The sequence below is a fragment of the Mesorhizobium sp. CNPSo 4670 genome (genome assembly GCF_057784235.1).
Map to the genome: position 1 here is coordinate 213,719 of NZ_JBWJFQ010000008.1, position 24,642 is coordinate 238,360.

The 24,642-nt window shown below is 63.8% G+C and carries 27 protein-coding genes and 1 tRNA gene; 17 read left to right on the forward strand and 11 right to left on the reverse strand.

Features of this window, described 5'->3' with window-relative positions; all coding sequences use genetic code 11:
- Positions 1–193: 193 nt before the first annotated feature.
- A tRNA-Leu gene (locus tag AC0ZT5_RS16140) sits at positions 194–278 on the forward strand.
- 347 nt (positions 279–625) lie between these two features.
- Here AC0ZT5_RS16140 and AC0ZT5_RS16145 read toward each other — a convergent pair.
- Positions 626–832, reverse strand: a complete 207-nt coding sequence (locus tag AC0ZT5_RS16145; RefSeq protein ID WP_488497230.1) for a hypothetical protein — start codon at positions 830–832, stop codon at positions 626–628.
- A gap of 388 nt (positions 833–1,220) precedes the next feature.
- On the opposite strand from AC0ZT5_RS16145, the gene AC0ZT5_RS16150 reads away from it, so the two are divergent.
- Positions 1,221–1,457: a hypothetical protein gene (locus AC0ZT5_RS16150; protein WP_488497231.1), complete on the forward strand. Its 237-nt coding sequence runs from the start codon at positions 1,221–1,223 to the stop codon at positions 1,455–1,457.
- 6 nt (positions 1,458–1,463) lie between these two features.
- Positions 1,464–1,595: a hypothetical protein gene (locus AC0ZT5_RS16155; RefSeq protein ID WP_488497232.1), complete on the forward strand. Its 132-nt coding sequence runs from the start codon at positions 1,464–1,466 to the stop codon at positions 1,593–1,595.
- A 93-nt stretch (positions 1,596–1,688) separates the two neighbouring features.
- On the opposite strand, the gene AC0ZT5_RS16160 is transcribed toward AC0ZT5_RS16155, so the two are convergent.
- The 4 genes from AC0ZT5_RS16160 to secA all read right to left on the reverse strand — a co-directional run bounded on the left by AC0ZT5_RS16160 (position 1,689) and on the right by secA (position 7,999).
- Positions 1,689–1,967 carry a KOW domain-containing RNA-binding protein gene (locus AC0ZT5_RS16160; RefSeq protein WP_245331098.1) on the reverse strand — a complete coding sequence of 93 codons (279 nt, stop codon included), beginning with the start codon at positions 1,965–1,967 and terminating at the stop codon, positions 1,689–1,691.
- 495 nt (positions 1,968–2,462) lie between these two features.
- Complete coding sequence (locus tag AC0ZT5_RS16165; RefSeq protein ID WP_488497233.1) at positions 2,463–3,743, reverse strand: GNAT family N-acetyltransferase; 1,281 nt, start codon at positions 3,741–3,743, stop codon at positions 2,463–2,465.
- Positions 3,743–5,143: an oligosaccharide flippase family protein gene (locus tag AC0ZT5_RS16170; RefSeq protein ID WP_488497234.1), complete on the reverse strand. Its 1,401-nt coding sequence runs from the start codon at positions 5,141–5,143 to the stop codon at positions 3,743–3,745. The genes AC0ZT5_RS16165 and AC0ZT5_RS16170 overlap by 1 nt, the downstream gene beginning before the upstream one ends.
- 123 nt (positions 5,144–5,266) lie before the next feature.
- On the reverse strand, positions 5,267–7,999 hold the full coding sequence (gene secA / locus AC0ZT5_RS16175; protein ID WP_488497235.1) for a preprotein translocase subunit SecA: 2,733 nt from the start codon (positions 7,997–7,999) through the stop codon (positions 5,267–5,269).
- Between the two features lie 263 nt (positions 8,000–8,262).
- Between secA and AC0ZT5_RS16180 the strand changes: the two genes are divergently transcribed.
- Entirely contained in the window at positions 8,263–9,183 is a 921-nt protein-coding gene (locus AC0ZT5_RS16180) for a peptidylprolyl isomerase (protein ID WP_477290981.1), read from the forward strand.
- 91 nt (positions 9,184–9,274) lie between these two features.
- Here AC0ZT5_RS16180 and AC0ZT5_RS16185 read toward each other — a convergent pair whose 3' ends face one another.
- A complete protein-coding gene (locus AC0ZT5_RS16185; protein WP_488497236.1) occupies positions 9,275–9,874 on the reverse strand; it encodes a TetR/AcrR family transcriptional regulator in 600 nt (199 codons plus the stop codon).
- Between the two features lie 301 nt (positions 9,875–10,175).
- Positions 10,176–11,405: a caspase family protein gene (locus AC0ZT5_RS16190; protein WP_488497237.1), complete on the reverse strand. Its 1,230-nt coding sequence runs from the start codon at positions 11,403–11,405 to the stop codon at positions 10,176–10,178.
- Positions 11,406–11,570: 165 nt separating this feature from the next.
- Here AC0ZT5_RS16190 and argJ point away from each other — a divergent pair, with 165 nt between their 5' ends.
- From argJ to AC0ZT5_RS16215, 5 genes are all read left to right on the forward strand, one after another.
- A complete protein-coding gene (argJ, locus tag AC0ZT5_RS16195) occupies positions 11,571–12,812 on the forward strand; it encodes a bifunctional glutamate N-acetyltransferase/amino-acid acetyltransferase ArgJ (protein WP_488497238.1) in 1,242 nt (413 codons plus the stop codon).
- A gap of 29 nt (positions 12,813–12,841) precedes the next feature.
- Positions 12,842–13,594: a GNAT family N-acetyltransferase gene (locus AC0ZT5_RS16200; RefSeq protein WP_488497266.1), complete on the forward strand. Its 753-nt coding sequence runs from the start codon at positions 12,842–12,844 to the stop codon at positions 13,592–13,594.
- A gap of 8 nt (positions 13,595–13,602) precedes the next feature.
- A complete protein-coding gene (locus tag AC0ZT5_RS16205) occupies positions 13,603–14,025 on the forward strand; it encodes a (deoxy)nucleoside triphosphate pyrophosphohydrolase (protein ID WP_378983720.1) in 423 nt (140 codons plus the stop codon).
- A gap of 127 nt (positions 14,026–14,152) precedes the next feature.
- Complete coding sequence (locus tag AC0ZT5_RS16210; RefSeq protein WP_488497239.1) at positions 14,153–14,470, forward strand: hypothetical protein; 318 nt, start codon at positions 14,153–14,155, stop codon at positions 14,468–14,470.
- Between the two features lie 109 nt (positions 14,471–14,579).
- A complete protein-coding gene (locus AC0ZT5_RS16215) occupies positions 14,580–14,759 on the forward strand; it encodes a Flp family type IVb pilin (protein ID WP_457150486.1) in 180 nt (59 codons plus the stop codon).
- Between the two features lie 27 nt (positions 14,760–14,786).
- Here AC0ZT5_RS16215 and AC0ZT5_RS16220 read toward each other — a convergent pair whose 3' ends face one another.
- Positions 14,787–15,659, reverse strand: coding sequence for a methyltransferase domain-containing protein (locus tag AC0ZT5_RS16220; protein ID WP_488497240.1), 873 nt, complete (start codon positions 15,657–15,659; stop codon positions 14,787–14,789).
- Positions 15,660–15,721: 62 nt separating this feature from the next.
- Between AC0ZT5_RS16220 and AC0ZT5_RS16225 the strand changes: the two genes are divergently transcribed.
- The 4 genes from AC0ZT5_RS16225 to AC0ZT5_RS16240 are packed head-to-tail and all read left to right on the forward strand — an operon-like array spanning position 15,722 to position 18,119.
- Complete coding sequence (locus AC0ZT5_RS16225) at positions 15,722–16,522, forward strand: ComF family protein (protein WP_478353029.1); 801 nt, start codon at positions 15,722–15,724, stop codon at positions 16,520–16,522.
- Between the two features lie 27 nt (positions 16,523–16,549).
- The gene (gene grxC / locus AC0ZT5_RS16230) at positions 16,550–16,819 is read left to right on the forward strand and encodes a glutaredoxin 3 (RefSeq protein ID WP_488497241.1); all 270 of its coding nucleotides are present in this window, start codon (positions 16,550–16,552) and stop codon (positions 16,817–16,819) included.
- An 11-nt stretch (positions 16,820–16,830) separates the two neighbouring features.
- Entirely contained in the window at positions 16,831–17,697 is an 867-nt protein-coding gene (locus tag AC0ZT5_RS16235; RefSeq protein ID WP_488497242.1) for a carbon-nitrogen hydrolase family protein, read from the forward strand.
- Positions 17,694–18,119: a DUF1178 family protein gene (locus AC0ZT5_RS16240; protein ID WP_488497243.1), complete on the forward strand. Its 426-nt coding sequence runs from the start codon at positions 17,694–17,696 to the stop codon at positions 18,117–18,119. The genes AC0ZT5_RS16235 and AC0ZT5_RS16240 overlap by 4 nt, the downstream gene beginning before the upstream one ends.
- A gap of 4 nt (positions 18,120–18,123) precedes the next feature.
- Here AC0ZT5_RS16240 and AC0ZT5_RS16245 read toward each other — a convergent pair whose 3' ends face one another.
- A complete protein-coding gene (locus AC0ZT5_RS16245) occupies positions 18,124–18,609 on the reverse strand; it encodes a MarR family winged helix-turn-helix transcriptional regulator (RefSeq protein ID WP_477291003.1) in 486 nt (161 codons plus the stop codon).
- A gap of 97 nt (positions 18,610–18,706) precedes the next feature.
- Between AC0ZT5_RS16245 and AC0ZT5_RS16250 the strand changes: the two genes are divergently transcribed.
- Positions 18,707–19,597, forward strand: coding sequence for a DMT family transporter (locus tag AC0ZT5_RS16250; protein WP_488497267.1), 891 nt, complete (start codon positions 18,707–18,709; stop codon positions 19,595–19,597).
- A 154-nt stretch (positions 19,598–19,751) separates the two neighbouring features.
- Positions 19,752–20,267: a flavin reductase family protein gene (locus AC0ZT5_RS16255; RefSeq protein WP_488497244.1), complete on the forward strand. Its 516-nt coding sequence runs from the start codon at positions 19,752–19,754 to the stop codon at positions 20,265–20,267.
- A 198-nt stretch (positions 20,268–20,465) separates the two neighbouring features.
- Here AC0ZT5_RS16255 and ubiG read toward each other — a convergent pair whose 3' ends face one another.
- The gene (gene ubiG, locus AC0ZT5_RS16260; RefSeq protein ID WP_184876309.1) at positions 20,466–21,215 is read right to left on the reverse strand and encodes a bifunctional 2-polyprenyl-6-hydroxyphenol methylase/3-demethylubiquinol 3-O-methyltransferase UbiG; all 750 of its coding nucleotides are present in this window, start codon (positions 21,213–21,215) and stop codon (positions 20,466–20,468) included.
- A gap of 184 nt (positions 21,216–21,399) precedes the next feature.
- Here ubiG and AC0ZT5_RS16265 point away from each other — a divergent pair, with 184 nt between their 5' ends.
- Positions 21,400–21,969, forward strand: coding sequence for a putative glycolipid-binding domain-containing protein (locus AC0ZT5_RS16265; protein ID WP_488497245.1), 570 nt, complete (start codon positions 21,400–21,402; stop codon positions 21,967–21,969).
- A gap of 145 nt (positions 21,970–22,114) precedes the next feature.
- Entirely contained in the window at positions 22,115–24,346 is a 2,232-nt protein-coding gene (locus AC0ZT5_RS16270) for a diguanylate cyclase (RefSeq protein ID WP_488497246.1), read from the forward strand.
- Here the strand turns inward: AC0ZT5_RS16270 and AC0ZT5_RS16275 are convergent.
- Positions 24,343–24,639, reverse strand: coding sequence for an antibiotic biosynthesis monooxygenase family protein (locus tag AC0ZT5_RS16275; RefSeq protein WP_488497247.1), 297 nt, complete (start codon positions 24,637–24,639; stop codon positions 24,343–24,345). The two genes, AC0ZT5_RS16270 and AC0ZT5_RS16275, sit on opposite strands and share 4 nt — an antisense overlap.
- Positions 24,640–24,642 lie beyond the last annotated feature (3 nt).

Below are 24,642 nucleotides of genomic sequence, written 5' to 3' on the forward strand. Positions count from 1 at the left end.
GCCATCCATCCCGTCAGACGCGCCGCACTTTGATGCGCCGCCTGTCTAGAAAGATTTTCCGCGCTGCACAATGGCAGCGCCGTCACGAAATCGAAAGGTGAAGTTTGGTCGCATCCGGGCCATCGACAATTGGCCAGTTGACGAACAGGCCTCCAACCGTATAGTCCGCGCCCATCCAGGCCGCCCGGCCTGAGCCCCTATGGCGGAATTGGTAGACGCGCTCGACTCAAAATCGAGTTCCGCAAGGAGTGCTGGTTCGATCCCGGCTAGGGGCACCACCCCATTTTTCAGGCGCTGATTTTGTCAGTTATTTCGCCAACGGCGCTGTCCACAGCCTGCCGAAATTGGCCGAGATCACCTTGACGATTTCGTTTTGCGCGCCGGTCGCCCATGACTTGGCCCGCTGCCGCAAGGTGGCGGCCTTTTGCGTTGGCAGATACCTGGTTGGATCGAACCCGACAAAAGAGGCTGGAACATTAGCTGGCTTGAATTGTTGAGTTCATGCTTCGGACGCCGCTGCTTGGCTCCGTCGCAGGCTGGTGGGCACATCGGCCGGCCCGCGCCAGCGGTCCCTCCGTGGCGCGGGCTTTGAGGCCAGACAGTGGCTGCGGCGCCTCGGACGGGTTCAAATAAATGGTGGACAATACCACCAGAAAGCCTTGGCTTCCTCTTCAGGCGTCATCGGACGGACCTCCCATGAGTCCGTTTTCGCGATGTAACGTGTCCAAATGGGCCTGCCTTCTTCGCTGACGCTTTCGTGCCAGGCGGTAAACCCCATCATTGGCAATAAAGCTTCTCGGAGCGATCGAAGCTGCAGTGCTGCCGTGTGCATGCGAATAACCTCCCTTGGCTGGGCGCCGCCACCGATTCGTGCCTGCCTCACCCCGGCACAACGTCGTAGCGTTGCCGACCGTCTTCCGGCGGTCCGGCGGCCATAGCGGTGGCTCGGGGTTTGACCGCCGGGCCTTACCGGCAAAGAGGGGTGGGTTTGCCGGCTGGCAAATTATAGGCCGTTTATTCGAATATTCAATTTCTCTAAAATGATCGGTCCGCAACCAACCGCGCAGCGGCTCGATGACCCTATGCTGGTTTTGATCCCCCGCATCCGTGACTGGCCCGCTGCCGCTCCGAGGCGCGACACCAGCCGGCTCGGTTTGGTTGGAACTTGGATTGGGTTCGAGAGTTTATGGCGCGCGACCTTTGTAAGGAGGTGGCTAGCCATGAGGATCAAAGTTGCACCAGAGCTCTGTAACGTTGCGGCGGCGGCCGACGAAATTATGAGCGAGGCGAAGGGGAAGGCTCCCCTTTCTGTCACACTGGCGGTTTCCCGACTCCGACAGAAAACCGGATCGATGCGATCGGATGCCGATTTAGAGGCTCTTATCGCAAAGATAGCTGCGGCTCGCGGTGTAGCCCTGGTGATGGACAGGAAGGCTGATCAATTCGCGCCTGGGTGAAAAGCAATGGCAGCGTTGGCATTTGAGACGGTCTATCTTTTCGGCCTGACGGGCGACGACCTGTTGGCCGGGCTCGTATCGCTGTTGGCGTGCACGGTGCTTTTCAACGCTTTGGCGAAGGATCGCTCAAACCCATAGCCGTGCGTACGAGGTCGAAGCAGGATCAGGCCCATCGTGCATCACGATGCTGGCGTTGCGGATCGATTGAGGAATCCGTAGAAAGAAAGGGCCTCAGAGTGGCGTCCTGCGCTGCTTTGGCCGGTATCTCTCGATGAGCCTGACCATATCGATTTCGACCGTCACCAGTGGCCCCAGGTCGATTGTCACCGTCTCGCCATCGATCCGGGTGACCTCGCCAACAAGTTCGATCTGATCTCCCCGCTGCACCTCGGTGCGGATCGAATGCGCAAAATCATAGCTTCGGATCGATTGCGGGCAATCATAGTTCGGGACCGACACGCTGACGCGCTCATCGTCAATCCGCCTGCGCACAGTGGCCGTGACTCCCACCAGATCTCCAATGCCAATTGCCAAAGTCATGCAGCGTACCGGCCACTCCGGTGGGTTTGTTACTGCCGCACTGATTAATTTATGGGTATATTAGCAACTGCGCAATTACGCCTATTGGCGGTAGAATGTCATTGCGACCACACGTTGCCTTACCTCCGAAGCGGGACGTGGCGCGGAATATGCGACGGCATCATCATGTAGGGGAGAGGAGTGAAAGATGATGCGTCAAGATGGAACAACAGCGCGAAAAGCAGGAAAACGGCGTGTGCCAGAGTGGCGCCTCAACAAGAGAACGTTTGAGGTTCCGTACCTCATGAAGCTCGGCAACATTGGCCGCCAGGAAGCGCTGGCTTTGATTGCTAGGCATAATGGGGACAGAGACGAAATCACTGCCGAACTGTTTTCGCGGAGAGGTCGATCACATTAGCTTTCAAAACAGGGTTGGCCTCCTGGGCACTTGACGCTCAGACTAGGCAGCACGGCACCCCTTCGCCCTTACCGCCGTCCCAGCAAGCTCTTCATCCGGAGGCGCAGCAGGCGGGCCATGTTGCGGGTCTCGCGGTAGAGGTGCAGTTGCGAGGCGGCCTGGCGGGTGAGGCGGTCGGCGTCCGGCGTCAGGCCTATCACCAGCGTGCCCATCGGCTTGCGCTCGGTCCATAGCCGGCTCATCACCGGATGGTCGGGCATGGCGCAGGAATCGGTCATCACGATGTTGGGATCGTCGAGGTGCTGCCTGGTCACCTCGATCATCAGCAATGTGCCGGGCGAATAGGCAGCCAGCGTCTCGTCATAGGCGGTCTTCCAGGTGTAGGCGACGCTGGCTTCGACATACACGATCAGGCAAGCAATGGTGCGGCCGTCCAGCGTGAGTGAATGGATGCGGCACATGTCCTGTTCGGCCAGCCGGTGCACGGCCTCGCGGGCGAAGGCGGCGCGGTAGCGGTCGATCGCCATGGCGGTGCGTTCGCGGCCTTTCCAGCCGGCCGCTTCCAGCGTCAGGAAGCTTTCGATGGCGTGGCGGATCTCTTCAGGGCCGCGCGCCACGACATGCTCCAGTTTGCCGAGGTCGCCGAGGCGCCGCTTCAGCCGGCGAAACTCGCGAAAATGGTGCGCGCGCAGCGAGGCCTTCAGATACTCGTCCCCGTCGGCTTGGCTCTCCAGCGCGGGGCGCTGGCTCTGGCCGGTGGTGACCAGCATCAGGCCGCGCGTCTCGGCCACGGTGGCAAACAGGCTCGCCACCGGGCCATCAAGCCGGATGTCAGGCAGGACGAAGACTTTCGGCAGCTTCAGGTGTGGGCGCGACAGCATCGAGAAAAAATCCTCGACGACGCCCACCGGGTCGTCACGGTCGACCAGCGGCGTGCCGAGCGGACCGAACGGGCTCGACCATGTGCGCATGACCGGAACGCCGAGCGGCATCCCCGGTCGTTCCACCGAGAACGGCACCAGAAGGCGCAGCCGGTTGCGGTATTCGTCGCCGTCGCGGATCACCGCCAGCCGCACCTCGCGATCCTCCAGCCGGGGCATGGCCGGCGCCAGGAAACGCGGGTTGAAGAAGACGTTCGGCTCGACGGTACGGGTGCAGAGGTAATCCAGCTCCTCGACCAGGTCGAAGCCGGCCGATGCCGGGTAGATGGCGAGTTTGCGCTCCGGCCGGTTGTTGGCGAGGATCTCGATATGGGCGGGGTCGGGGTCGCGAGTCAGCCCGGCAAGGCCGGACACCATGGCGCCCGCCGTGCCGCCGCTGGTTTCCTCAAGCAACGGGATGGCGGCCATCACGCGGCTCCTTTCGCAGGCACGAAGATAAGCATGACGATGCCGAGCTTGCGCCATACGGTGAAGGATAGCGCACAGGCTTCGAAGATCATGGCAAAGGCGGTGGCCATCGCCGCGCCCCACAGGCCGAAATGCGGGATCAGCATCACGTTGAGGCCGATGTTGAAGGCCAGCGTCATGGCATAGACGGCTGCGCAGATGTTCTGGTTGCCGCTCATCGTCAGCAGGCTTTCGCACGGACCGACGGCGGCCCGCGCCACGACGCCGAAAACCAGCAGGAAAAGCAGCGGATAGCCACTGCTGAATTCTGGGCCGAACAACACCAGCATCGGCTCACCCAGCGCCAGCACCAGCATCGCCATCAGCAGCGAGGGCCAGAACGTCCACGATACAGTCTCGCGGGCGAAGGCGGCGAGCTTTTGCGGCTCGCCATGGGTGAACTGCGCATAGCGCTGGGCAACGCCGGCCTTGACGGCGAAATAGACGAAATGCACCAGCGCCAGTGTCTTGACGGTGGCGAAATAGACGGCGACGTCGTTGGGATCCATATAGGCGCCGACCATCAGCACGTCGGCGTTGGTGAGTAGGAAGAAGAAGCTTTCAACCAGGAAGATCGGCAGCGACACGAGGAACCATTGCGCGAAATGGACCTTCATCGGCCCGGCCGGGATCCGCCTTTCCATGCGCTGGGTAACGCCGATGAGTTGACCGAGCGTGGTGACATAGGTGGCGGCGATCGAAGCGAAGATGGCGGTCCTGGCGTCGGGCGCATAGCCTGCGATCAGCATCAGCGCCATGAACAGCAGGATCAGCACCGGGCGTACCAGATAGGTCGGCGACAGCGCGAACAGCGCCCATGAATTGGCGCGCGCCAGGCCTTGGAGCAAATCGGACATGGCGATCATCGGCAGGCAGATGACGCCGAGGATGAACGGCACCACGTAATAGTTTTCGATCCATGGCGCGGCCAGCCAGACGCCGAGCGCGCCGAGCCCGGCGATGAGCGTGGAGGCGATCAGCACGAACAGCCGGCTGGCCAGCACGATGCCACGCAGTTCGGCCAGCATGCCGCGCTCGCGGTATTCGGGGATGAAGCGGATGACCGAGGTGTGGAAGCCGAGGCAGGCGAGGTTGCCGACGATGACCATCGTCACCCAGACGAGCACGAAGATGCCGTATTCGAACGAGCCCATCCAGCGCGCCATCAGCACCTGGCTGACGAAGGCGATGACGGCGCTGATGATGCGGATGGAGAAAGCGATGACCGACATGCGGCCGGCCTCGCCGCGCTCGTCGGCGGTGAACAGCACGGCATCGATGCGGCCAAGCAACGGCCCGATGCGCAGCGCCAAGCGCTGCGGCAAGAACCGCCCGGCTGTCGTGGCCGCGGAAAAGCGCACCCCGATTACTCTCCGTTTTCCGCTTCTTTTCAGGCTGTTGTGTAGCAAAGACACATTAAGAAACGGTTGGGTGAGCTTGTCCTTCTCCCCGTATAGAGACGGGAAGAAGGGGAGAGGGCGCGCTTACGCAAAAGCCCCGTGGCAGTGCTTGTATTTCTTGCCGGAGCCGCAGGGGCAGGCTTCGTTGCGGCCGACCTTGCCCCAGGTCGCCTGGTTGTTTGGGTCGCGGTTTTCCGGGGCGACAATGGCGGTCGTCTCCGGACGGACCAGGAGCGCGGTCTCGCCGCCGTCGAAATCATTCTCGCCGGTGGTGCCGTCGATATGCATGCCGAACATGTCGGGCGCCTCGGGCGGCGGTGCTTCGGCGGCCTGGCGCACCAGTTCGACGCGCATCAGTTGCGCGGTGACGGCCTGGCGCAGATTGCCCAGCATAGCCTGGAACAGCTCGAACGCCTCGCCCTTGTACTCCTGCAGCGGATCGCGCTGGGCGTAGCCGCGGAAGCCGACGACCGAACGCAGATGGTCGAGATTGACGATGTGCTCGCGCCACAGATGGTCGAGCGTCTGCAGCACCACCGAGCGCTCGACATAGTTCATCACCTCGGGGCCGAAGCGCTCGGAGCGCTCCTTGGCGGCGGCGTCGGCGGCCTGCGTGATGCGCTCGCGGATGTCGTCCTCGGCGATGCCCTCTTCCTTGGCCCACTCCTCGACCGGTAGGTCGAGATTGAGGAATTCGGCGACCTCGGCCTTCAGCCCGGCAACATCCCACTGCTCGGCATAGGCGTTTTCGGGAATGGCCTTGGCGACGATCTCGTCGATGACGCCCTCGCGCATCTCGGCAATGGTTTCCGAGAGGCCTTCGCCGTCCATCAGCTCGATGCGCTGCTCGAACACCACCTTGCGCTGGTCGTTGGAGACGTCGTCGTATTTCAGCAGGTTCTTGCGGATGTCGAAGTTGCGCGCCTCGACCTTCTTCTGCGCCTTTTCCAGCGCCTTGTTGATCCATGGATGGATGATCGCCTCGTCTTCCTTGAGGCCGAGCTTCTGCAGCATGCCGTCCATGCGCTCGGAACCGAAGATGCGCATCAGATCGTCCTGCAGCGACAGGAAGAATTTCGAGCGGCCGGGGTCGCCCTGGCGGCCGGAACGGCCTCTGAGCTGGTTGTCGATGCGGCGCGATTCGTGGCGTTCGGTGGCGAGCACGTAGAGGCCGCCGGCGGCCAGCGCCTTTTCCTTCAGTTTGGCAATGTCGTCGCGGATGGCCTTTTCCTTGGCCTCGCGCTCGGGGCCTTCAGGCATGTCGCCCAACTCGTCGGCGATGCGCATCTCGGCATTGCCGCCGAGCTGGATGTCGGTGCCGCGGCCGGCCATGTTGGTGGCGATGGTGATGGCGCCCGGCTTGCCGGCCTGGGCGACGATCGCCGCCTCACGCTCGTGGTGGCGGGCGTTCAGCACCTCGAAATCCTTGAAGCCTTCCTTGCGCAGGCGTTCGGCCAGCTGCTCGGACTTTTCAATGGAGGTGGTGCCGACCAGCGTCGGCTGGCCCTTGGCGCTGGCTTCGCGGATCTCCTTGACGATCGCCTTGTATTTTTCCTCGACCGTCCGGTAGACCTCGTCGTCCTCATCCTTGCGGATGACCGGCAGGTTGGTCGGGATCTCGGTGACATCGAGATTGTAGATGTTGCCGAATTCCTCGGCCTCGGTCAGCGCCGTGCCGGTCATGCCGGCGAGCTTCTTGTAGAGGCGGAAATAGTTCTGGAAGGTGACGGAGGCGAGCGTCTGGTTCTCCGGCTGGATCGCCACATGCTCCTTGGCTTCGAGCGCCTGGTGCAGGCCTTCCGAATAGCGGCGGCCCGGCATCATGCGGCCGGTGAATTCGTCGATGATGACGATCTCGTCGTTGCGGACGATATAGTCCTTGTCCTTCTGGAACAGCCGGTGAGCCTTCAGCGCATTGTTGACATGGTGGACGATGGCGACGTTCTCGACGTCGTAAAGCGACTCGCCCTTGAGCAGGCCGGCATCGCGCAGCAGGTTCTCCAGCTTCTCGGTGCCTTCCTCGGTGAAGATCGAGGTCTTCTGCTTCTCGTCGATCTCATAATCCTGCGGCTGCAGCTGGATGATGAAAGTGTCGATGGTGTTGTACATTTCCGAACGGTCCTCGAGCGGACCGGAAATGATCAGCGGCGTGCGCGCCTCGTCAACCAGGATGGAATCGACCTCGTCGACGATCGCGTAATTGTGACCGCGCTGCACCATCTGGGCGCGCTCGTATTTCATGTTGTCGCGCAGATAGTCGAAGCCGAGCTCGTTGTTGGTGGCGTAGGTGACGTCGGCGGCATAGGCGACGCGGCGCTCCTCGTCGGACAGGCCATGGACGATGACGCCGACCGAAAGGCCGAGGAACTTGTAGACGCGACCCATCCATTCGGAGTCGCGGCTGGCGAGATAGTCGTTGACGGTGACGACGTGGACGCCGTTGCCGGCGAGCGCATTGAGGTAGACCGGCAGCGTCGCGACCAGGGTCTTGCCCTCACCGGTGCGCATCTCGGCAATGCCGCCATTGTGCAGCACCATGCCGCCGATCAGCTGGACGTCGAAGGGGCGCATGCCAAGCACGCGGCGTGCCGCCTCGCGGGCGGTGGCAAAGGCAGGCACCAGAAGGTCATCGAGTGTGGCGCCGTTGGCGATGTCCTGGCGGAATTTCGCGGTGCGGGCGACCAGCTCCTCGTCGGAGAGTGCCCGCATCTCGTTTTCCATGGCGTTGATCGCCTCGACACGGGGCCGGGTCGATTTGACCCGACGGTCGTTGGAGGAACCGAAAACCTTACGGGCGAGACCGCCGAGACTGACCATACAATGGTCCTTTCGATAGAATTCTCAATCTTGAGATGGGCGCCGGCTGGCCCCATCAAATCCACGTGACCGCACCGCCTGAACACGGGCAAACACAAAAAGCGCCCGGAAAACGGTTCTGGACGCAAAGTCGTTGGACAGATAAGAGGGGGCTCAACTGATGTCAACGCCGCGCTGGCCCTGCCGGTCGCGCCAAATTCCGCCACAATCCGGCTGATCTGGAAACCTTCCCGCCCTCATAATCCCTTTACCGGAGTCATCTTATGTCCTTGTTGTTCCGCCGTGCGTCGCTCGCCAGCCTTGGCCTGGCTTTCGGCCTGTCGGCATTTTCGCTGTCGCCGCTGATGGCCCAGCAGACCGCTCCCGCCGCCCCGGCGGATGCGGCAGCCCCTGCCGCGGCACCGGTCGATCCGAACACCGTGATCGCCACGATCAACGGCCAGCCCCTGACCGAAGCCGACCTTGTGCTTGCCGAAGGCGAGCTGTCGCAGCAGTTCGCGCAGCTGCCGCCCGAGCAGCGCCGCGCCGCGGCCCTTTCGGCGGCCATCGAAATCCGCGTCATGGCCGCCCAGGCGGTCACCACCGGCCTCGACAAGGATCCCGACTTCCAGCGCCGCATGGCCTTCCTGCAGCAGCGTGCGCTGCATGGCGAGATGGTCGAGAAGGGCGTCGTCGACAAGGTCACCGACGCCGAGGTTCGCGCCCGCTACGACCAGGAGATCGCCAACACCCCGCCCACCAATGAGGTGCATGCCCGTCACATCCTCGTGAAGACGAAGGAAGAGGCCGAGGCCATCATCAAGCAGCTCGACGGCGGCGCCGACTTCCAGAAGCTTGCCAACGAGCACACCAGCGATCCCTCCGGCAAGACCAGCGGCGGCGATCTCGGCTGGTTCGGACCCGGCCAGATGGTGCCGGAGTTCGACAAGGCGGCTTTCGCGCTCGAGGTCGGCAAATACACCGAGCAGCCGGTGCAGTCGCAGTTCGGCTGGCATGTCATCAAGCTCGAGGACAAGCGCACCAAGCAGCCGCCGGCCTTCGACGACGTCAAGGATCAGGCCAGGCAGGCGGTCATCCGCGACAAGTATTTTGCGCTGGTCAAGTCGCTGCGCGGCGGCGCCAAGGTCGAGATCCCGGATGAGAAGCTGAAGAAGGCGGTCGATACGCTGGAAAGCGCCAAGTAAGTCTGAAGGAAGTAAGCCTGAAGAAATTTTTTGAAGGGCGTGGCAGCCAAGGGTTGCCGCGCTCTTTTTTTTCGGCCGGCGCCGGCCGCTTTTACTTCCCAGGCGCTGCTATGCCTCGCATCACGTAGCTGACCGTCTTGCTTATCGTGGCTTCGTCCTCGTCGAGCTGGTTGGTCAACAGATGCTTCCAGGCGAATGAGGCGATCAGGTCGGCCACCAGCGCTGAATCGATGTCGACGCCGATTTCGCCCCTTGCCTTGGCGCGTTCGATGATCTGGCCGGTATGCGACCTTCGGCCCAGCGCGTAGCCGGCAAGTGCCGCGGACGCCGCGTCATCCGACTGTGCCTCGGCGACAAGCGACCGGAACACGCTGCCAGACGATGTCTCGCGCCAGTGGGCGAACAGGTTTTTCAGGAAGCCGACGAGATCCTCCTCCAGCCGCCCGGTATCGGGAACATCGACGCGTTTCTGGCGCTGGTAGACTTCGAGCAGCAATGCGGCCTTGCTCGGCCACCAGCGGTAAATGGTGGGCTTGCCGGCGCGAGCCCGCCGCGCCACCGCCTCGATCGAGAAACCGGCATAACCGGCCTCCACCAGCACGGCCTCGGCGGCTTCGAGAATGGCGTCGGCGCTGTCGGGGTTGCGCCGCGCACCGATCGATTTGCGCGCCGGATCGACGTCTACGCCCATCTCTGTCGTCCTCGCCAACAATTTCGCCGGCAATATACCCGACCGGGTCATCAAACGGAACGGCCCGTTTTCAAGCTGCTACAGGCAGTGGCGGCTGCAGGGGCAACGATCCCGGAGCGTTGGTTGACGAAGCACCAAAAAGCAAAAAACCCGCCTGGGCGGCGGGTCAGTGGCGCAAATCAACACCATCGACAAATATGTAGCATAGTTGCCCTCACCGGGTCAAGAAAAAATTCCTATCGACATGAAGCGCGCGCGGCACAAGAGCTGCCGACACCGCTGGATTGGCCGCCGCCGATCTCTATTGCATCGCTTGTGATGTCTCGGACTCGATGCGCCAGCCGTCGTCTGCCTTGACCAGGCCAAGCGTGACGCGTGCCTTGCCGGTCAGGCGCGCCGCCGACTTGTCCTTCGGGACATAGTCATAGCGCATCGCAAAGACGGCCTCGACGCGATCCTCGCCGTGCGGGGTGACCTCCAGGCTGCCGGGCTCCAGGCCGAGCGACCACGAGACCCACTGCGCGAACCAGTCGGCCTTGACCCTGGCGATGGCGTCGGCGTCGTAGCGCGTGCCGAAAATGGTCGCGGAGGGGCCGTAGAGCCGCTTGACGGTCTCGTTCATCGCCTTGGTGTCCGGCGCCAGATAATCGTGGCGCAGGAATTTCTCGATCGATCCCTTGTCGTCACCGACGGATCGTTCGAGTGCTGCAACTTCCGTGGGGGGCGCCGGAGCCGCGGCCGGCTTCTGCGGCTGGGCGGGTTGTCCGCCCGGGACGAATTCGAAGCGCTCGAGCAGCGATCCCTGCTCCCAGGGGCGCTGCGCCTCGCGCGTTTGCGACACCACGTCGCGGCGCACCGCGATCATCATGTCGTTGATGCTCTGGCCGGGCTCGGCGATGTGCCGCAGCAAGGCTTCGGCGAAGGGCGAGTTGCGCCCGCTTCCGTCCATGGCGACCGCACCGGGTGCTGTCGAGAAGGCGATGAACGAGCCGCGCGTCGAATCGAACTGCGCCAGCCCGGCCAGCGCCGTCGCCGAGCGGGTGGTGGCGGTGCGGCTCAGGCTGCGGGCAAACGGGTTGTTGCGGCAGGCATCGAGAAACACCAGGCTGACCTTGGTCTGCTGTTCCATGATGTCGAGGACTTCATCGATCGGCACGGCCTCGAGCTGCAGCTTGACCGGCATGTCGAGCCTGGCGTCGACCGGCACGATGTAATTGCGCCCTTCGACCTGCAGGCCGTGGCCGGCATAGTAGAAAAGCCCGACGCCGGCGCCTTCGAGGGCATCGGAGAACTCGCCGATGCTGCGTTCAAGCTCGCGCTTGCCGAGATCATTGCCTTCGATGACCTCGAAGCCGATGGAGCGCAGCTTGTCGGCGATGTCGAGCGCGTCGTTGACTGGATTGGCCAGCGTGCCGGCTTCGGAATAGGTGCCGTTGCCGATGACCAGCGCCACGCGCCGCTGCGGCTGTGCATCGGCGCTCAGCAGCAAAAGTCCCAGAAATGCCCATGCGAGTATCGCAAGCCTGCCCATGGGGAAGATCATAATGCCATCGGCGCCGGCGATGCCAACGGATTTGAAATGCAGGCTTAATTCCGATCGGGTTTCCGCCCAGGTGACATGCGAAAACGCCCTTGCGCCCGCGCGTCGTATCGGGCAAACCGGCCTTCCCTTGCGATTTTCCCGCCCGAGGTCCCCATGTCCACGACGATTTCGCCGCTTGCGCCGAAGAAATACCCCAAGATGCCGGCCATCGAGGGGGTGCGCATAGCCACCGCCGAGGCGGGGATAAAATACAAGAACCGCACCGACCTGCTGACCATGGTGTTCGATGAAGGCACCGCGGTCGCCGGCGTGTTCACGAAATCGAAATGCCCCTCGGCGCCGGTCGATTTCTGCCGGCAGAATCTCGGCGCCGGCAAGGCGCGGGTGCTGGTCGTCAACTCCGGCAACGCCAACGCCTTCACCGGCAAGAAGGGTCGCGAGTCCACCGCGCTGACGGGCGAAGCCGCGGCCAAGGCGGCCGGCTGCAAGGCCAGCGAGGTTTTCCTGGCCTCGACCGGCGTCATCGGCGAGCCGCTCGACACCGGCAAGTTCCGCCATTTGCTGGCCGGGCTGGTCAGCAACGGCAAGCCTGATTTGTGGACCGAAGCGGCGAAGGCGATCATGACCACGGATACCTATCCGAAAGTCGCGACCGCAACCGTCAAGCTCGGCGACACCGACGTCACCATCAACGGCATATCGAAGGGCGCCGGCATGATCGCGCCCGACATGGCAACGATGCTGTCCTTCATCGCCACCGACGCGCCGATCGCTGCCCCTGTCCTGCAGGACCTGCTGTCGCGCGGCACCGCCAAGACCTTCAACGCGGTCACTGTCGACAGCGACACCTCGACCAGCGACACGCTGCTGATCTTCGCCACCGGCAAGGCCGCCAGCCGCGGCGCGCCAGAGATAACCGACCCGAAGGATGCCCGCCTCGGCGCGTTCCGCCGGGCGCTCGGCAAGGTGCTGAAATCGCTGGCGCTGCAGGTGGTGCGCGACGGCGAGGGTGCCCGCAAGCAGGTCGAAGTGACCGTCACCGGCGCCAAATCGGCGCGCTCGGCCAAGCGCATCGCGCTATCGATCGCCAATTCGCCGCTGGTCAAGACGGCGGTCGCCGGCGAGGACGCAAATTGGGGCCGTGTCGTCATGGCCGTCGGCAAGGCCGGCGAGCCCGCCGATCGCGACCGACTGTCGATCTGGTTCGGTGACAACCGGCTGGCGCATGAGGGCGAGCGCGACCCCGGCTATTCCGAGGATGCGACTTCGGCCTACATGAGGCGCGACGACATCCGCATCCGCGCCGACATCGGCATCGGCCGCGGCAAGGCGACGGTGTGGACCTGCGATCTCACCAAGGAATATGTCGCCATCAATGGCGATTACCGGAGCTGATGGCTTTGGCTTCCAGGCATCCTGCAAGCATGCTGGCGATCGTGCGCCGCTACGAGGCGGCCGGCTTCCGCGCCTGGCCGGCAGCGGCGGTCCACTATGACGGCACCTGGGTTGTACGGCTGACCGCCGGCCATCCGGCCAAGCGGTTGAATTCGGTCAATCCGCTCGATCCGGGCGACACCCAGCACATTGCCGACCGGATCGGCCGGGCCAGCCGCCGTTTCGACGCCTATGGCAGGCCGCTGACGTTCCGCATGTCGCCACTGTCGGGTCCCGATCTCGCCAGTCATCTCGACCGCGAGGGCTGGAGCCGATTCGACGAGTCGCTGGTGATGCGGCTGCCGCTGGCCGACGCGCAACTCGACGCCGCCATGGACCAGATCCCGCTGAAGGACATCAGCCGCTTCATCGGCGCGTCGCTCAAGGTCAGCGGTTCGGACGTTTCGCTGCGACCCGGCCTGTCGGAGATCATCGGCGCCATCCAGCCCGAGGCCGGGCTGTTCGCGCTCGAAGACGGAGCCGAGCCGCTGGCGACGCTGATCTGCGTGCACGACGGCGATCTTGCCGGCCTGTTCGAGATCGCCACCGACAAGTCGGCGCGCAACAAGGGCCACGGCCGCAACCTGATCCTGTCGGCGCTGAAATGGGCGCGGCTGCGTGGCGCACGCGACGCCTGGCTGCAGGTCGAGGCCGGCAATGTGCCGGCGCTGGCGCTCTATCGCTCGCTCGGCTTCGACGAGGTCTATCGCTACCACTATCGCCGGCCGCCTGTTCAGGAGTGAAATTGGGCATGAGTGATGTGACGATCGCCGGCAAGCGCCTGCTGCTGGTCGCCGCCTGTGCGCTGGTCGATGCCGATGGAAGGGTGCTGCTGGCACAGCGCCCCGAGGGCAAGCAACTTGCCGGCCTGTGGGAATTTCCGGGTGGCAAGGTCGAGCCCGGCGAGACGCCGGAACAATGCATCATCCGCGAACTGCACGAGGAAATCGGCATCGAGACCGACATCCCCTGCCTGGCGCCGCTCACCTTCGCCAGTCATTCCTATGATGATTTCCACCTGCTGATGCCGCTGTTCATCTGCCGCCGCTTTCGCGGCATCGCCCAGCCCAGGGAGGGGCAGGCGCTGAAATGGGTGCGGCCAAAGCAGATGCGCGACTATCCGATGCCGCCGGCCGATGCGCCGCTGATCCCGTTCCTCATCGATCTCCTCTAGGGCGCCCTCCCGCCGGCCGGGTCGAAGCGCCGTATCAGTCAGCGTTAATGGAAGATTTATCCCACCGTGAAAAAGTGAAGCATGGTCGGTTCGTGGCCGCGCCGCCGATTCGCTGGGGAGCGATAGAATGAGCCTAGACAGGGATTGGGACTCGATCCGGCCCGAGCGCAGCTTTCGCGCCGCCGACGCCGGCATGGGCATATTGCGCATCACGCTTCTGTTCGGTTCGGCCGCGGTGGCGCTGGCGCTGATCGCCGCGCCTTTCCTCGACGGCCAGACACGCTCGCTGTCGGCCCGCGATGATTTTGCCAGCGAGCTCGACATGACGGCCACCGGCTCGGTCAGCCATCGCGAAACCTATACGGTGCGCCGCAGCGTGCTGCAGCCGCAGCCGAGTTCGGTCTGCATCATCAGGTCCAATGGCAGAAGCAGCGGCGACTGCTGACATGGTTAAGAGATTCGACAAGGGCGGCGGTTTCACCGCCTGTTAAGCCTTTGCCGTTAACCTTTCTTAACAGATCGGCGGTAATGTTCTGGCCAGAGGGGTTTAGGTCATGAATGCAGTGCTGCTTCGTTTTCTGAAGGACGAGACCGGCGCCACGGCTGTCGAATATGCCCTGATCATCGGTGTGCTGTCGTTGACCATCATTGGCGGCATCAGCCAGGTTTTCAACGCAATCACCTGGCTGTTCAGCGACAATACCAGCAGGCTTGTCAACGCCCTCGGGCCCTGAGGTAGCCGTCCGCGCCTGCGGGCCGGTTCACTGCCCGTCGGAAGCCTCCAGTATTGTCTTCAGCGAGACCTTGGCCGACCCGGGCTTCAGCGGTTTTTGCTGCGATGCGTCGGGCGCCCAGCCGGACATCCAGACGATCGAGAAACTTGCCCTCACCCGGCCATCGGGGTCGGAAAAGCGTTCGGCGTAGATTTCCGCCGCGCGGGCAAACAGCTTGCGCGAGCCCGGCCGCCGGCTGCGCTCGGTGAGCGCACTGGTTTCGCCCATGGCCCGCAGATCCGCAATCAGGCTGAACAGGCTGGCATAGCGCACCGTCACCGTCTCGACATCGGCGACCGGCAGGGCGAGACCGGCGCGCTGCAGAAGCGCACCGGCATCGCGCACGTCGGTGAACGGGATGACACGCGGGCTGGCGCCGCCATAAAGCTCGGTCTCGGCCGCAAGCAGGCTTTCGCGCAACTCGAAAAGCGTGCCGGCGCCGGCAAAGGCGCCGAGGAAAAGCCCGTCTGGCCGCAGCGCGCGGCGAATCTGGATCAGCATGCCGGGGATGTCGTTCATCGCCTGCAGCGACAGAAGGGAGACCGCCAAATCGAGGCTTTCCGGTTCGAACGGCATGGTTTCGAGTGGTGCGACCAGGCCGGCACCGCCATTCAGGAAAGCCGTGTCCGTCTCGACGCGGACAATGTCGGCGACCTTGCCGCTCCCGGCGAGCATTTCGGCTGCTGCCGCCGTCTGGCAAAACAGCACCGCTGCCTTGCCGAACCGGCGCTCGACGGCGCCCAGCCGATCGGCAAGATCCTCGGCCGTGCGGCGCATGAGGAAGTCGGCGCCGTCAACCGGATGGGCAAGCGCACGCCGCTTGTGCGCCAGCCAAAGCGAAATATCCATTATCGGCCGCAACGGGCAAATCCTTGTTTGTCCACGCTCTGAGATAGTTCATATAGTGGCGCAGGACCAACCACGTGGCCGATCCGATGCCCAAGATCAAGCCCATCGAGATCAAGAGCCTGGCCCGATCGGCCCTCGGCTGGCCGGCGCGCATCTTGTTTCCGCCGGTCTGCGCCGGCTGCCGCCGGCATGTCTCGCAGCCCGGCGTCCTGTGCGGCGCCTGCTGGCCGAAGCTGCGGCTCCTGGAACGGCCATGGTGCCCGGTGATGGGCACGCCGTTCACCCACCATATGGGCGAGGGCTTTCTGTCCGCCGAGGCGATCGCCGACCCGCCGCCTTTCGAGCGGGCGCGGGCCGCCGTCGCCTATTCCGGCGTCGCCCGCCAGATGGTGCAGGGGCTGAAATACCAGGATCGCACGGATCTCGCGCCATGGATGGCGCGCTGGATGGTGCGCGCTGGCGCCGATCTCATCGCAGAGGCGGATGTGGTGGTGCCGGTGCCGCTGCACTGGCGGCGCTTTTTCAGGCGACGCTTCAACCAGTCGGCGGAGCTGGCGAGGGCGGTCTCGGTGCTCAGCCAATTGCCCTTCGCGCCTTCGGCGGTGCGGCGCGTAAAACTCACCCGCCAGCAGGTAGGGCTGGAGAGGCAGGAACGTGAGGAAAATGTGCGGGCCGCCTTTCGGGTGCCCGCCGAGGCGGAAATCGAGATTGCCGGCCGCAGGGTGCTTTTGATCGACGACGTCTACACCACAGGCGCCACCGTTCGTGCGGCAACCAAGGCGCTGAAAAGAGGTGGCGCCGGTGCCGTCGACGTGCTGACCTTTGCCCGTGTGTTGCCGGGGGACTTTCGGGCGGACGAGTCCGCGACTATATAAGTCGGCAACGAACAGCGGAAATTCGTCATGGTCGATGTCACCATCTACACCCGCATGATGTGCGGCTATTGCACGGCAGCCAAGCGGCTGCTCGAGCGCAAGGGCGTCGCCTTTACCGAGCACGACGCCTCCTTCTCGCCCGAACTGCGCCAGGAGATGATTTCCCGCGCCCATGGCCGCTCGACCTTTCCGCAGATTTTCATCGGCAATACGCATGTCGGTGGCTGCGACGACCTGCACGAGCTGGAGGCCGAAGGCCGGCTCGACAAGATGCTCGCCAACGGCGCGACGATTTGAGGGATATGACGATGGGTGTTTTCAAGGCCGCTGCGATCCAGATGCGTTCAGGCGAGAGCCCCGAGCGCAATGCGGTCGACCTCGAACGGCTGGTGCGTGAAGCCGCCGGCCAAGGTGCGACCTACATCCAGACGCCGGAAATGACCGGGGCGCTGATCCGCGACAAGGAGGCGCGTGCCGCCTCCTTCACCTCCGAGGACAGGGACATCGTCGTCGCGACCGCGCGCAAACTGGCGAGCGAGCTTGGCGTCTTCCTGCACATAGGCTCGACCGCCATCCTGCGCGCCGACGGCAAGCTCGCCAACCGGGCGCTGCTGTTCGGCCCGGACGGCGCCACGCTTGCCACCTATGACAAGATCCACATGTTCGACGTCGATCTCGACAATGGCGAGAGCTGGCGCGAATCCGCTGCCTATGAACCGGGCACCGAGGCTGTCGTGACCGAGATCGCAGGAGCGAAACTGGGGTTCGCCGTCTGCTACGATCTGCGCTTTCCGCAATTGTTCCGCGCCGAGGCGCTGGCCGGCGCCGACCTGCTTTCCGTGCCCGCCGCCTTCACCCGCCAGACGGGCGAGGCGCACTGGCACGTGCTGCTCAGGGCACGCGCCATCGAGAACGGCGCCTATGTCGTTGCCGCCGCGCAAGGCGGCCTGCACGAGGACGGCCGCGAGACCTATGGCCATTCGTTGATCGTCGACCCGTGGGGCCGCATCATCGCCGAAGCCGCGCATGACGAGCCGGCGGTGATCGTTGCCGAGATCGATCCGGCGCAGTCGGCCGCGGCGCGCAAGAAGATCCCCAATCTCAAGAATGCGCGGGATTTCGCCGTCAATGCCAGCTTGGGTGAGGCGCCGCGTCTCAGGGGTGCGGCCTCTTGATCCGGTTTGCCCTGATTTGCGAGCACGACCACGAATTCGAGGGCTGGTTTCGTAGCAACGACGATTTCGACACCCAGAAGAAGCGCGGCTTCGTCGATTGCCCGAGCTGTGGCTCGCACAAGGTGCAGAAAGCCCTGATGGCGCCGGCCGTCTCCACGGCGCGCAAGCAGGAGACGATAGCGCTCGCCATGGGCGAAGTGCAGAAGCAGGCCCTGGCGCAGCTGAAGGCGATGGCCGAAAAGGTGCGCGAAAATGCCGACTATGTCGGCGACAAGTTCGCCGAGGAAGCGCGCAAGATCCATTTCGGCGAAAGCGATGCACGCGGCATCTATGGCGAGGCGACGCTGGACGAGGCCAAGAGCCTGGCCGAGGACGGCGTCGAGTTCATGCCGATCCCGGTGTTTCCGGACGATCGCAACTGAGTTGCTAGCTCACGCTGCCGATCAATTTCTCAAGCAGACGAGACAGCGTTTCCCGCTCCGCCGGCGTCAGGCTCGCGAGGATCTCGTGCTCGTTGGCAACGTGGGCGCTGACGGCCTCGTCGATCAGCGCGAGGCCCTTTTCGGTCAGCCGCACGACAATGCCACGCCGATCGTTGGGGTGCGGCCCGCGCAGGATCAACCCGGACGTTTCGAGCCGGTCGAGCCGGTTGGTCATGGCGCCTGACGTCACCATCGTCGCTTCATAGAGGGCGGTCGGCGTCAGCGCATAGGGTGATCCCGAGCGGCGCAGCGTCGCCAGCACATCGAACTCCCCGGACTGCAGCCCGTATCGGGCAAAGAGCGGAGCGAGGCGCTCGCGGGCGATCAGCGAAGCGGCCTCGTTCAGCCGCCCGAGCACCGCCATCGGCGAGACATCCAGATCGGGCCGCTCCCGCTTCCATTGCTCGATCGCTCTTGCTGCCCTGTCCAACTGTCTCACCATCATATATCTTGACGTTAAGAATCTTTCCATTATTTTACCTCAAGATGCAATGCCGGCCAAGAGCCGCGCACGACGGGGCTCGATGATGAAATTTCTCTGGGATTCGGCGCTCGGCCTGCTGGTGATCACCGGTGGCCTGCTCGGCCTGACGCTGCCGTTCGGAAAGATCGCCACGGCTGCCGGTGTTCCAGCCATGGTCTGGGCCTTCGTCATCTCGCTCGGCGCTGGCGGCGTGCTGCTGCTCGCCCTGCTGCTGCGCGGCCAGCGCATCCGGCTCACCGCGCACAAATTGCGCTATTTCTTCGTCACCGCGGCGGTGTCCTATGCCGTCCCGAACCTCATGATGTTCTCGGCCATGCCGCATCTCGGCGCCGGCTACACCGGCATCATGTTCACGCTGTCGCCTGTCATCACGCTGGTGTTCTCGATCCTGCTGCGTGTCCGGCGTCCCAATATGCTGGGCATCGTCGGCGTCGCCGTCGGCTTCGGCGGCGCGGTCATGGTGGCGGTGACGCGTGGCGAGGCCGGCCAGCCGGCCGATTTGTTCTGGGTGGTGATGGGCCTGCTCATCCCGGTCAGCCTTGCCGCCGGCAACATTTACCGCACTGTGGACTGGCCGGAAGGCACCGGCCCGATCGAGCTTGCGGTTGGCAGCCACCTGGCGTCGGCGGCCATGCTGTTTGTTGGCATTCTCGCTCTGTTCGGCGCCAGGGCCTTCGCCCCGCTCGCCGGCGTGCCGCTGGTCGTCGTCGCGCAGGCCGCGTCGGCGTCGGCGATGTTTGCCTTCTTCTTCCGGCTGCAGTCGGTCGGCGGCCCCGTCTATCTCAGCCAGATCGGTTATGTGGCGGCGGCGGTCGGGCTGTTTGCCGGCACGGTCTTTCTTGGCGAACATTATCAGCTGCTGACCTGGGCTGGCGCGGTCATCATCACGGCCGGCGTCTTCATCACCACCAAGGCACAAAGCCAGAAAGCGTAACCGGCTAGGCCGAGTGGCATGTGCATCACGCCGGCGGCCATGGCTGCCGGGAGCGGGCTCACCTGAATTTGTCTCTGGATTCGCTTTATCTTCTTGTTTGAGCGTGGTCTTTTCCGAAAGCCGTTTCCGCTTCTGGGACATCGAGGAGCCAGCCATGACTGAATCAAAGGTTCCGGAGGGAACTTCTGTCGGCGTCGCGGATTTTCGAGCCGCGATGCGGCTGATCGTCGGCAATGTCAGCGTCATCACTGCCGGCGTCGGCGAGGATCGCTCCGGCCTGGTGGTCATTTCGGTCGTCTCGCTGTCGGCCGAGCCACCCAAGGTGATCGCCTGCGTCAACCGGTCGTCGTCGACCTGGCCGCTGATCGAACGCTATCGGCATTTCGGCGTCAATTCGCTCGGACCCCAGCATCAGCGCGTCGCCGAGCGGTTCTCCGGCTTTGGCGGCATCAAGGGCAAGGACCGCTACGAGGGCGCCGAATGGATGACGCTGAAGACCGGAGCTTCATTGCTTTCGAACGCGGTGGCTGCCTTCGACTGCAGCCTCGACGAGATGATCGATCGCGGCACGCATTCCATCGTCATCGGCACGGTCGAGGCCGTGCGCACCCGCGATGCCGGGCAGGCGCTGATCTACTGGCGGGGAGGCTACAGGCCGCTCGACGCCTAGGATGTGTTGATATTCAGGTGATGCCGGCCTGCAAACGGTGGCTTCCTGCGCTTCCGGTGCTCACGTACCCAAAAGTACGCTGCGCTCCGGTTCTCGGAACCCACCTTGTTTGGTCGCTTCGCGCCCGTCTTCGACTCCGACTCGGCCTGACCTGAATCTCAACACACCGAGAGCAATTCCAGGAAAGTGTGCCGTGGATCAGACTGAGCCTTTTTCCGCCAGCACCATGTAGTTGACGTCCATGTCCTTGGAGCGGGCCCAGCGATCGGCGAGCGGATTGTAGGTGACGCCGGTGCGGTCGATGATGCTCAGACCGGCGCCGCCAAGCGCCTTTTCGAGTTCTTCCGGGCGCACCAGCTTGCCGAATTGGTGGGTGCCGCGCGGCAACCAGCGCAGCACATATTCGGCGCCGATGATGGCCAGTCCGAGCGCTTTCAGGGTGCGGTTGATGGTGGCCACGAACATGATGCCGCCAGGCCGAACCATTTCGCCGCATTTGCCGACGAACAGGTCGATGTCGGCAACGTGCTCGACCACTTCCATGTTGAGGATGACGTCGAATTTTTCACCGGCATCGGCCAGATCCTCGGCCGTCGTGGCGCGGTAGTCGACGCTCACATTGCCCTCGGCCGCGTGCAGCTTCGCCACTTCGATGTTCGTTTCGGAGGCATCCGCTCCGACCACCTCGGCGCCAAGCCGCGCCATCGGCTCGCACAAAAGGCCACCGCCGCAGCCAATGTCGAGGATGCGCAGGCCCTCGAAAGGCCGTGCCGCGCGTGGGTCACGGCCAAAGCGCGTCGCTATCTGGTCGCGGATATAGGAGAGCCGGACCGGATTGAACTTGTGCAGCGGGCGAAACTTGCCGTTCGGATTCCACCATTCGGCGGCAAGAGCGGAAAAGCGTTCCACTTCTCCGGCATCGATCGTCGATCGTCGGGGCTCTGGCATCGGTTGTCTCCTCAAGCGCTAGGAAGTCGGGCGTGGGGCGGCGAATGTCAAGGCAACAATTTTCCCCTGCCGCCAGGGCGACGCATTCTGTCAGGGCATGTCAGTTGCCGGGTGCCGCGGGTGAAACACAATTGGCCAGGCAGGCGAAGGAGAGGGCATCGTTTTAACGTCGAGGGAGTGGACGATGACACCAATGACGGCTTCCATCCTTTGGCGGCGGCTGGACGTGGAAGGCCACGACGCCTGCCTGCTTTCGCCGACCGATAGCGGGCAGAGCCTCAGGGGGCAGGCCATCTTCGTCCAGGACGGCCAGCCATGCTGCCTTGCCTATGAGGTGATTTGCGATGCCGGCTGGCGCACTCGATCAGCGCGGGTCGACGGCTTTTCCGGCACGGGCGAGCTGCACTACGCGATCGAACGAGGGTCCGACGGCCAGTGGATGCTGAACGGCGAAGCCCAAGATGGCGTCGCCGGGCTCGTCGACGTCGATCTTGGCTTCACGCCGGCATCGAATCTGCTGGCGATCCGTCGGTTCAACCTCGGCATCGGGGAGGCGACGCCCGCCCCGGCTGCCTACCTGACCTTCCCCGAACTCAAGCTGGTGCGCCTCGATCAGACCTACCGGCGTCTCGACACGGTACGCTATGCCTATGCCGCGCCCATGTTCGGCTATGACGAGGTTCTCGACGTGTCGCCGCACGGCTTCGTTGTCGATTATCCCGGCCTGTGGAGAACCATCGCACAGCCAGACTGACCGAGCATCCCTGGGGGCAGGCCGATCTGTCCAGAGATGGCGGTTGATCGGGCTTCTTTAACATGAAATTTACGAGGTTGGCGGTTTCCTGACGCACGACCGGGATTCGGCATATAGATTGCCTTTCCTAGAATCGGATGCCTTGGTGCGGATCAAGACCCAGATTATCGCTACTTTGCTGAGCGCAGCGGCCTTGATCGGCCTGGTGGGCGGCATTGCAATAGTCTCCCAGATGTCCCTGACCAGATCCTCCGCACTGGCTGAGGCGACAAGCGTTGCACGGCAACTGGCGGCGGCGATCGCCTTCAAGGCTGCCGATACGCCACGTCCGTTGTTCGAGAGACCCGAGGCGCTGCGTGAATTCGTGACTTCGCAGCACGGCGGCTCGAAACGCGACCTCGTCGTGGTCGATCGCGGCAAGATCATCCTCGCCGACGTTCCGGGTGAAGAACAGAATGTCGGCACAAAATACGGCCACGATCCCGACAATGAAGTCGGCCGCACGATCGATGACGGCGAGCCGCGCGACTTCGTCGAAAGCAGCGCCGACGTGTCGGAAGCAATCAACCTGGTCGCGGTGCCGATCAAGGATGCTCCGGGCAAGATCGTCGGCGCGGTCCTCTTTGAGTACACGCCGCTGCTGCGGGCCGCCCATCTGCGCACCAATAACATGCTCTGGCTTGTCGGTCTGAGCACCGCGGCCGCCGTCTTGATATCGGCGATATCGGCTTTCCTTTTGCTGCGCGGTTTTGGCGCCGGTCTTTCCGGTCTCAACCGCGGCATCGAATCGCTGGCGCGCGGCGACGCCGGGGCGCGGATCGGCCGCACCTCCAATGACGAGTTCGGCCTGTTGGCGCAAGGGTTCGACCGTATGGCATCCGAGCTTGAAGCCTCGCGTGGGCAGCTCGTCGAGCAGAAGGCCTATATCGAGGATATCGTCCGTACCGTCGCCGAGGGCATTGCCGTCATCGACGGCAAGGGCCGGATCGTCTCGGTCAATCCGGCAGCCGCCGAGATCATCGGGTTGCGCAACGACAAGATCGAGGGGCAGGACTGGCCGTCGGTCCTCGACATAAGGGGATTGTCGGGAAACAGGCTGGCGCAGGGTACGTCCCCGATAGACCTGGCGCTGACCACGGGCCGCCGGCATCAGGCCGAGGTGCGGCTGGCAAAGCCCGATGGATCGCACCTGCCGGTGATTGCGAGCTGCAATCCGCTCAATCGCGCCGATGGCGGTATCGTGCTGACGTTGAGCGACATCGGCGAGTTGCGCAGCGCCGAGCGGGCGGTCAGCGATCGCGCCGAGGAACTGGCGACGCTGAACCGCGAACTGAAGGAAACGTCGCAGGCAACGACCCGCCTGGTCAAACTCGGCGAGCTGCTTCAGGCCTGCGTCACCTTCCAGGAGGCGTTTTCCGTCGTCGGCTCGGCCATGCCCGACTTCTTTGGCGGATTGAGCGGAACCGTTCATCTGACCAGCGCCTCGCGCAATCTGGTCGAGGAGATGGCGCATTGGGGCGCGGTCCGTTCGAGCGTTGGCCAATTTGCGCCGGAAGATTGCTGGGCGCTGCGGCGCGGCCAGGAGCATGTTGCCGGCCCCGGCATGCTGACGCCGCGCTGCAACCACATCACCGAGAATGGCGGCCGCGGCTATGTCTGCATGCCTCTGGCGGCACAGGGAGAGACGCTTGGCATCGTGCATCTGTGCGAACCAGACGCGGCCGACAAGCCGGATTGGCTGACCGAGCGGCAGCAGATCCTGCGCGGCGTCGTCGATACGCTGGCGTTGGCGCTGGCCAATTTGCGCCTGCGCGAAACGCTACGGCAACAATCGATCCGTGATCCCAACACCGGGCTCTACAACCGCCGCTATCTCGAGGAAACAAGCAGTCGCGAATTGAGGCGCGTGGAGCGCGCCGAACAGCCCCTGGCGATGATCATGCTCGATGTCGATCATTTCAAGCAGTTCAACGACACGTTTGGCCATGAAGCCGGCGATCTCGTCCTCAAGCAGGTCGCCGCCACGCTGCTCGACCACGCCCGGGACAGTGACGTGGTGTCACGCTATGGCGGCGAGGAATTCGCCCTGATGATGCCGGGAACATCGCTCGCTGATGCCGCCGAGCGCGCCGAGGCGGTACGCAAGGCGATCAAGCAACTGCATCTGACGCATCGCGGCCGCACGCTCGGAACCATCACCGCCTCGTTCGGCGTGTCCGCCTTCCCGGAACTCGGCGCGTCATGGGTCGAAATCGTCAACGCCGCGGATCGTTCGCTCTATCAGGCAAAGGCGGACGGCCGCGACCGCGTCGTTGCCGGATTGGGCAGGCCCGATCCGCAATGGGACCTTTCCACTGCCAGCCAAAGCGTGGGTTAATTCGACAGAACGAGTTCGGCATGTCCCATGTCGACGCTGGCGGGATCGATGGCGCGCATGGCTTCGCAATCGCCGATCTCGGCCATGATCCGTCCGGCCGCGCCAAGAGCCTGCTCGCGGCTCCGCCAGCGCACCACATCGACCCAACCGCCATCATCCCGTCGGGCCAGGCATCGGCTTACGAAACCCGGTTGCCCTGCCAGCCAGTCGCTGACCACGCGGTTGCCGGCGGTAAAGCCTGCTTCGGTCCCGGGCTTGAGGCGAATATTGACGATTTCCAGCGTCTCGGTCATGGA

Bases quoted from the DNA above. Each gene is read 5' to 3' on its own strand.
- AC0ZT5_RS16145 (WP_488497230.1), bottom strand. From the start codon at position 832: ATGCACACGGCAGCACTGCAGCTTCGATCGCTCCGAGAAGCTTTATTG.
- AC0ZT5_RS16150 (WP_488497231.1), top strand. From the start codon at position 1,221: ATGAGGATCAAAGTTGCACCAGAGCTCTGTAACGTTGCGGCGGCGGCC.
- AC0ZT5_RS16155 (WP_488497232.1), top strand. From the start codon at position 1,464: ATGGCAGCGTTGGCATTTGAGACGGTCTATCTTTTCGGCCTGACGGGC.
- AC0ZT5_RS16165 (WP_488497233.1), bottom strand. From the start codon at position 3,743: ATGGCCGCCATCCCGTTGCTTGAGGAAACCAGCGGCGGCACGGCGGGC.
- secA (WP_488497235.1), bottom strand. From the start codon at position 7,999: ATGGTCAGTCTCGGCGGTCTCGCCCGTAAGGTTTTCGGTTCCTCCAAC.
- AC0ZT5_RS16180 (WP_477290981.1), top strand. From the start codon at position 8,263: ATGTCCTTGTTGTTCCGCCGTGCGTCGCTCGCCAGCCTTGGCCTGGCT.
- AC0ZT5_RS16185 (WP_488497236.1), bottom strand. From the start codon at position 9,874: ATGGGCGTAGACGTCGATCCGGCGCGCAAATCGATCGGTGCGCGGCGC.
- AC0ZT5_RS16190 (WP_488497237.1), bottom strand. From the start codon at position 11,405: ATGGGCAGGCTTGCGATACTCGCATGGGCATTTCTGGGACTTTTGCTG.
- argJ (WP_488497238.1), top strand. From the start codon at position 11,571: ATGTCCACGACGATTTCGCCGCTTGCGCCGAAGAAATACCCCAAGATG.
- AC0ZT5_RS16200 (WP_488497266.1), top strand. From the start codon at position 12,842: ATGCTGGCGATCGTGCGCCGCTACGAGGCGGCCGGCTTCCGCGCCTGG.
- AC0ZT5_RS16205 (WP_378983720.1), top strand. From the start codon at position 13,603: ATGAGTGATGTGACGATCGCCGGCAAGCGCCTGCTGCTGGTCGCCGCC.
- AC0ZT5_RS16210 (WP_488497239.1), top strand. From the start codon at position 14,153: ATGAGCCTAGACAGGGATTGGGACTCGATCCGGCCCGAGCGCAGCTTT.
- AC0ZT5_RS16215 (WP_457150486.1), top strand. From the start codon at position 14,580: ATGAATGCAGTGCTGCTTCGTTTTCTGAAGGACGAGACCGGCGCCACG.
- grxC (WP_488497241.1), top strand. From the start codon at position 16,550: ATGGTCGATGTCACCATCTACACCCGCATGATGTGCGGCTATTGCACG.
- AC0ZT5_RS16235 (WP_488497242.1), top strand. From the start codon at position 16,831: ATGGGTGTTTTCAAGGCCGCTGCGATCCAGATGCGTTCAGGCGAGAGC.
- AC0ZT5_RS16250 (WP_488497267.1), top strand. From the start codon at position 18,707: ATGAAATTTCTCTGGGATTCGGCGCTCGGCCTGCTGGTGATCACCGGT.
- AC0ZT5_RS16255 (WP_488497244.1), top strand. From the start codon at position 19,752: ATGACTGAATCAAAGGTTCCGGAGGGAACTTCTGTCGGCGTCGCGGAT.
- ubiG (WP_184876309.1), bottom strand. From the start codon at position 21,215: ATGCCAGAGCCCCGACGATCGACGATCGATGCCGGAGAAGTGGAACGC.
- AC0ZT5_RS16265 (WP_488497245.1), top strand. From the start codon at position 21,400: ATGACACCAATGACGGCTTCCATCCTTTGGCGGCGGCTGGACGTGGAA.
- AC0ZT5_RS16275 (WP_488497247.1), bottom strand. From the start codon at position 24,639: ATGACCGAGACGCTGGAAATCGTCAATATTCGCCTCAAGCCCGGGACC.